We start from the raw sequence: 6796 nt of genomic DNA on the forward strand, positions 1-6796 counted from the left end.
TCTTGAAGGATCGACGCGATGGCCGTCTCTTATCTACGCAACACGCCCATCACGGGCAAGTCGTACACCACTTCCGTGGACGCAACCCTCGGCTGGCACGGTTGCTGTACTTCGCTGCTGTACTGCTGGCGTCGACGGGTCGGCCGCCCTGACCCAGCCGAGGAAGCGGCGGTGCAGCACGCCGGCCGGCGTCCAGGGCATGTCCTCGGCGGCCTGAACGAGGTAGGAGCCGAGATAGAGGGCCAGCGACACCGGAGCATCCGCGTACTCCGCGCGGAGCTCCCGCCGCCGCGTCGGGCAGGGCCACGGAAGGCCACAGCCTCCGCAGCTCCAAATCGGCATGACCGGGCCGTGGACGGTCACCGCACACCCTCCAGGAAGCGAACGGTGATCGTCCGGGCCTGCCGGCTGGTCGCCCACTCGACCTGCCAGCACGGGTACGGAGTCAGCCGCGACCACCACACCCGGCATCCGGCGCAGAGGCCATCGGGCATTTGGACGTGTGCCGCGAGGATCGCCTGCTCCTGACCTTCTTTCACTGCGCCTCCTCTCTCGGCCAGTGGCCACGGTCGATCGGTATGCGGTGCCGGGCATGGCAGGGCAGGTCGGCTCCACAGCGGCAGATCCGCCGCCACTTGCGCCAGGACCAGACCGGCCGATGCCGCCGGGCAAGAGTCAGGGCGGTCGCAAGCAGGTATTCGTCGTACGGAACTGGCCGCCTGCCTGGAACCGGCCTGCCGAGCCAGCCGGCCTGCGCTCGGCTCACCCGTCGCCCCTGGTTCCGTGGGCTGGATGCTCGCAGTGCCGCAGCCGCTGCGCCTGGTCGAGCAGCCGCCGCTGCGCCTCCGCCTGCTCAGTGGCCTGGTACCGCTCCCCGATGGTCGGCGATGACGGCGGCTCCTGCCGCCGGAGCATCGATCGTGCCACCCTGCACAGCTTGGACCAGACCGCCACGTGCTCCGCCTCTCCGTCGAGCATCGGAAGACGGCGGCGACGTTCCGTCAGCTCTATCGGGTGTCGAGCCGGAGTAGAGCACCGCCGCCGTCCGTGACCTGGACGCTACGAGCGGTCACGGGCGGCGGCGGGGAGAGTTTGTACCCGAGGGAGCGCTACCCCACTACCCCGATCGCAAGGGCGAGTTCCCGTGCGTCCTCCCCAACGGTTCCGGGCCGGTTCGACAGCTCCAGGGCGGCAGTGCGGGCGTACGGATTGTGCCGCACCGTATCCACGCTCTCCCGCAACGCCCGCCCGAGCAGATGCACCGCCGCCACCTCGCCTCGGCGCAGCACATGGGCCCGGGCGGCCTCGATCAGGGCGGCGGCCCGACGGGTACACGACGGCAGCGCACGATAGTCCATGGTGTCGGCCCGCCGGACCGCCTCACCGGGTCGGCAGAGGTCGGTCTCGATAGTGACCGCGTACGCCGCACAGGCGGCCGGACCGAACATCAGCCATGGGTGGGCGTACCCGCTGCCGAGCCGGCTCGCCGCCTGGTCGGCGGCGTCCCACGCACGCCATGCCTGTCCGGCGCGGCCTGCCTTGCTGTGCCCCAGCGCGATGCCGAGCTGCGCCTGCCCCCACCGGGCCAACTGCTCACCCCCGGCAGTCGGGTCGATCACGTCGGCAGTGTCGACGAGCACGTGCTCGGCGGCGTCGATCTGGTTCGCTCCTCGGTAGACGTGGGCGTAGTACCAGGCGGCTACCGCGATCGCGGCAGGGTCGTCGGCGTCCTGGGCGGCGAGCATCGCCCGGTCAGCGGCGAGCCACACCAGTTCCGGATACGGCTGATGGGCCAGGTACAACTGCGCGAGGTGGTAGACGCGCGCCAACTCGACGAGCGCCTGCCGGCGTGCCAGCCCGTCCAGCCGGCGAGCACTACGCTGGGCATCCACAAGCAGTCCGGGAAGCACCGCGGCGACCGCCGTCCGCTCAGCGGTCGATCGATGCCACAGCGCCCACGCCTGGTCGACGAGGCCTCGCAGCACGTCGGCCGGCGTCGGGTCGCCGACCGGCACGGCGGAGCGCTGCATCGCGGCGGCGACGTTGTCGACATCGGGGTGACCGGCACGGGTCACCGACGCCACCGGCAGCGACTGATCGCCGGTCAGATCCGCCAGGTCGGAGATGTCCAAGACCTCAGCCAAGCGAAGCAGCATGGGCAGGCGGGGCGGGAGAAGCCGGCCGGTCTCCAGGGCCTTGACCCACTCAGCACTGCGGCCGACCAACCCTCCGAGAACCGGGCGGGTCTTTCCTGCGCGTTCGCGATGAGCGCGTAGGCGCGCACCGAAGGTCGTCGGGTCTGTCATCGTCGTCTCCCAGGTAGCGGTCTGGGCGGCGGGCCGCCGGCCGCTACTCCGGCGGGCCGCCACAGTCGACGGTACTCGCTTCCGCCGGATGCCACGGTGCCGACTCGTTGCTGCCGCCAGCCCCGCGACACACGGTTTAGGAAGGGTGTAGCGCCTGCTGGAACAACCCTCGTTCTACCAGGGCGTACATCCGACGGTTCCCGAACGGCGCGCTTGATCATTCCGCGCAGGTTCCGGATCTTGCCAAGCGCCCCCTGAACGCTGTGCCGGCCGGCGTCGATGTCGCCCATCCCTGCCATCATGGCGAGCGTGGTTCATCTCCTCATGTGGATACATAGTGCCCACCTGGCGTTCACCGCCGACCAATGGTCTGCCTTCGGCTCCATCCTGGGCGGACTCGGCTCTATTCTCGCGGTGATCGGTGCGGCTTCATTGCTGACTGTCGAGGTTCATGGCCGGCGGGTCGAGGCGCGGAGATACGCGCAAGAGAGGCGTGAGTTCGCTGCTGAACAACGGGAGCGCGAAACCCGACAGCGAGACTCTGACGCATCGCTCGCCCGCCTTGTCATCGCCGAGACCGGAGACTTCACATCCGCGGTTGAAGGCGGTGAAGACGAAGCCGACCTACACATCTCAGTTCAGAATCACAGTAATTCATTCGTCTTCGATGTGGTCGTCCGCATTCCCGGCACCCCCATCAGACGTCTAATTCACTTCATCAAGCCTGGCGGCTCGGAAGACGCGGAATTTCGGTCCCTCCCCTACGACTATCACATCATGCACATCAGCTGCGGTGGACCTTATACGCCTAATCAACTTCGGGTCACCTTGGAGTTCACAGATCCGTCCGGACGTAGATGGAGGCGAGTGGGGTGGGACTACCCGTTACGACTCCCGGATGAGTTGGCCAACCCCGACCTATACCGGTACGTGCCGCCATTCAAGGTTCCCCACCACCCGTATGACGAGACTCTGGAACGGCTCGGACTACAAATGATCGAGGGTGCCGAGTAATAGATGATTCACATGTCGAAGCGGAGCTCTTAGTTGCTGCCTCACCACCAGCGGGAGCGGTGCGTGACACCTGCTCGCATCACGTCACAGCTACCCATCGCTGGTGGTTGGTTGGCGACGTTTGACGGTGACTTGTGCTCCCTGTGTGCCCCGATCACCCCATCAGAGGGTAGACGCTCTTACAGGCAGAGGGTCCACGCGTTTACATCCCTAATGCACGGCGGATGGCGTCTTGAGCGGCCTCTCGGGCCGATGTGACATCTGAATACTCCGCCTCTTTCCACGCGTGCCTGACAGCGCATGTAAGATATGCGACTACTGGATCTTTGGCGGCGGGAATCAGAAGGACTAGCGCGGTTTCTGCCTGCCTTGCAGCCTTGAACGCTTCCCTTGTTGCCTCGTATTTGATGACCTCATTCCGGTCGGCTTCCCGTATTGCCTCTTCCTTGGCAAGTGCTACTTCAACTCTCATAGCGGCAACCTTTACTCCGAATTTTGCAGCGTAAAGGTTAGTAATGGTTTCGCTGTATTCCTCAACTGCGTCAAGAAAGCGTAAGGCGGCTTTTACTTTTTCATCAAATAACCTCGCCCGTTGACCGACCTTAAGATCCGCGAGGTACTTGCCGACCAGTCCGATTAGCACACCCGCCAATCCGCTGGTCGCGGCGACCCATGAGTTCATTTCGGCTCCTTGATTTATCGCCATGCAGATGCCGAGGCTATCGAAGGAATACAGCCCCGAGATTGTCTGATATCCGCTTGCGCTGAATCATCATCCCGTCTGCCGCCGACCCGCCCTTTAGGGAGCGGGCCGCCGCCTGGCCCGCCACGTCAAGACGGCCTTGACGCACGTACGGACGCTGGCGGGCCGGGCGGTGGTCTGCTCGGCTTGCCCGGGTCGAGGGCAGACGGGATGGCCCTGCGCAACCACCCACGGACCGCGGCCCGCCGACGGACCCCCTGCCATCTCGGAGTCGTTGCGCCCCCGCCGGAGGCGCAGTGACGGCGACGAGCTCGCCGCCGCGACCCGCCGCGCGGACCCGGCGTGCCCTTCGCTGCGCCGCGCCGCTCGGGGCGCGGCCCGGCCGGCTGCCGGCCCACCAACTTGAACCACCCTCGGCGCTACCGTCTGCGGCGGCCCCGGGCTTTCCGCTGTTCCGCGCCAGCCGATGGGCAATGGGCATGACCGCCCGGCCATCCCCCGGCCGGGCGGTCATGACGCCCAATCGGCGGCGCTTGCGGCCCGTCTCGGGCCGCCTTGATGGATGTACAGAAAGTCCTCCCACGCCGCCGGCAGCCGGCCGGTTCGCCTCCGTTGGCGGACTCACGGCGGGTTGACGTGTCGGCACCCGGTGCTACTCTGGCGCTCGTCGAGCACGCCAGCGCGGCCGTTCTGCCGGATCGCTGGACTCGATGTCGGAGATGCCGAGCGGCATTCCTGCCGCTGATGCGGGCCACGTCCCACCGACTCTCGATCGCACCGGCCGCTGCGCCGGTTCCCTGAATCCGCTGAGCGGCCCAGCACGGCCTTATGCCGTCCACGATGGCCCGGATTCACTCACCTCCACGGGTGGGGCCAGCCTGCGGCAACCCGCCGGATGCCGACATCCCAGGCTCCCCACCCGTGCCGGCCCCACTCATCGGCTCGACGAGCGCGAAAGGACATGACCCATCGGCGGAACGTGGCACGACCACGACTCCGCCCTCCGGCCTGAGCCGCCCTCCCGGCGGTGCCAGGAGACACGACGAACACCACCAGCGGACAGACGGCCACGGCTGGTGGTGCTTCGTCTCCCGTCCCTGCCACCTGTTGAGGAGGAAGTCCTGTCCACCCCGCTCGACCTGTACCGGCCCGGCGTCGCCGCCGGCCGTGACGCCCAAGTCCTGCACCGCGCCGCCATGCCCGCGTTCTCCGGCTGGCTGGAGCACATCCGACCCGCCGGCGGCTGCGCCCGCCCGATCCGCCTCACCGGCACCCTCGCCGCTGTCGAGCGCGACACCGGCCGGGTTCTGGGCGAGCAGCACACCGACGAGCTGCCCGACGGGGCGCTTTACAAGGCGTGCGGCAACCGCCGCGAAGCACGGTGCCCGGACTGCGCCTGGGTCTACGCCGGAGACGCCTACCAGGTGGTGCGCTGCGGCCTGACCGGCGGCAAGGGCGTTCCCGCCTCGGTCGGCCGGCACCCGGTCGTCTTCGCCACCTTCACCGCGCCGTCCTTCGGCGCGGTCCACCACCGGCACGTCCCCCGCCATACCTGCGCCACCCGGCAGCGCTGCGACTGCCGTTCGGCTCCCTGCCGCGCCCGGAGCACCGCCGGCACCTGCCCACACGGGCAGCCCGCAGCGTGCTTCGCCCGTCACGACGCCGACGATCCGCGGCTCGGGCAGCCGTTGTGCCTGGACTGCTACGACCACGCCCACCAGGTCGTCTGGAACTACTTCTCCGGGGAGCTGTGGCGGCGCACCAAGCAGGCCATCGAACGCCACCTCGCCGCCCTCTGCCGCCGACGCGGCATCCCCCTCGTCCGAGTCGTCACCGCCTCCGGCAGGGTCCGCTGGGTGCCGCCCGTGCGGGTGTCCCACGGCAAGGTCGCCGAGATGCAACGCCGCGCAGCCGTGCACTTCCACGTCCTGCTGCGCCTCGACGGCATCGACCCGGACGACCCCCACGCTTTCGTGCCGCCGCCGGCCGGCATCACTGTCAACGACCTGGAGACAGCCCTCTACGCCGCCGCCTCGCAGATCACCGTCACCACACCCCCGCACCCCGACCGGCCGCAAGGCTGGCTGATTGCCTGGGGCGAGCAGGTCGACGTCCGCCGCATCAACACCGCCAGCGGCGAGCTGACCGACGGCAAGGTGGCCGCCTACCTCGCCAAGTACGCCACCAAGGCCACCGAAGCCACCGGCCACTCCTTCACCCGGCTCACCCCGGCCATCATCGACGACTACGCCGACCCCGAAGGCGACCACCTCCCACGTCTCATCGACGCCTGCTGGCGGCTCGGCCGCCCCACCCACGACCTCACGACCAGCGGCGCCACAACCACCGACGGCCGTCAAGGCAGCCTTGACGCCAAACCCAACGCCTACGCCGGGCTGCGGCGCTGGGCGCACATGCTCGGCTTCGGCGGCCACTTCCTCACCAAAGCCCGCCGCTACTCCGTCACCTTCCGCCTGCTCCGCGACACCCGCGCTACCCATCGCCGCACCGAAGACGACGAACCCGCCGACACGATCACCGTCGGCACCCTCACCTACATCGGGGCCGGCTGGCTCACCGACGGCGACGCCCTGCTCGCCAACACCGCCGCCCAGCAGCGACGCGAGAGCAGACGCATCGGCCGCGAAGAACTCGCCCACGAAGCCTGGCTCACCGGAGCCGCAGCCTAATGACTGAGTCAAGCCGCGAGAGCGTGATCAAGTTGGTAGGGCTGTCGGGTGCGCAGGATGGCGTGCAGGACGTTGACGCGTCG

Annotated in this window: 7 protein-coding genes; 2 read left to right on the forward strand and 5 right to left on the reverse strand. The window is 68.3% G+C overall.

What is annotated here, in order from left to right; translation table 11 throughout:
* Positions 1-33: 33 nt before the first annotated feature.
* The 4 genes from ABTW87_RS29905 to ABTW87_RS29920 all read right to left on the reverse strand — a co-directional run bounded on the left by ABTW87_RS29905 (position 34) and on the right by ABTW87_RS29920 (position 2306).
* Positions 34-363 (reverse strand): hypothetical protein, encoded by a 330-nt coding sequence (locus tag ABTW87_RS29905; RefSeq protein ID WP_350654748.1) that lies wholly within the window; start codon positions 361-363, stop codon positions 34-36.
* On the reverse strand, positions 360-746 hold the full coding sequence (locus ABTW87_RS30315; RefSeq protein WP_502891671.1) for a hypothetical protein: 387 nt from the start codon (positions 744-746) through the stop codon (positions 360-362). The genes ABTW87_RS29905 and ABTW87_RS30315 overlap by 4 nt, the downstream gene beginning before the upstream one ends.
* Positions 747-762: 16 nt before the next feature.
* Positions 763-927, reverse strand: coding sequence for a hypothetical protein (locus tag ABTW87_RS29915; protein ID WP_350654752.1), 165 nt, complete (start codon positions 925-927; stop codon positions 763-765).
* Between the two features lie 182 nt (positions 928-1109).
* On the reverse strand, positions 1110-2306 hold the full coding sequence (locus tag ABTW87_RS29920; protein WP_350654753.1) for a helix-turn-helix domain-containing protein: 1197 nt from the start codon (positions 2304-2306) through the stop codon (positions 1110-1112).
* Positions 2307-2615: 309 nt separating this feature from the next.
* Here ABTW87_RS29920 and ABTW87_RS29925 point away from each other — a divergent pair, with 309 nt between their 5' ends.
* Positions 2616-3320: a hypothetical protein gene (locus ABTW87_RS29925; protein ID WP_350654755.1), complete on the forward strand. Its 705-nt coding sequence runs from the start codon at positions 2616-2618 to the stop codon at positions 3318-3320.
* Between the two features lie 202 nt (positions 3321-3522).
* Here the strand turns inward: ABTW87_RS29925 and ABTW87_RS29930 are convergent, their stop codons facing one another.
* Complete coding sequence (locus tag ABTW87_RS29930) at positions 3523-4002, reverse strand: hypothetical protein (protein WP_350654756.1); 480 nt, start codon at positions 4000-4002, stop codon at positions 3523-3525.
* Between the two features lie 1142 nt (positions 4003-5144).
* Here ABTW87_RS29930 and ABTW87_RS29935 point away from each other — a divergent pair.
* The gene (locus tag ABTW87_RS29935; RefSeq protein WP_350654757.1) at positions 5145-6713 is read left to right on the forward strand and encodes a replication initiator; all 1569 of its coding nucleotides are present in this window, start codon (positions 5145-5147) and stop codon (positions 6711-6713) included.
* The last annotated feature ends 83 nt before the right edge of the window (positions 6714-6796 follow it).

Origin of the sequence: Micromonospora sp. NPDC126480 (assembly GCF_040302465.1) — a bacterium.
Taxonomy (GTDB): Bacteria; Actinomycetota; Actinomycetes; order Mycobacteriales; family Micromonosporaceae; genus Micromonospora.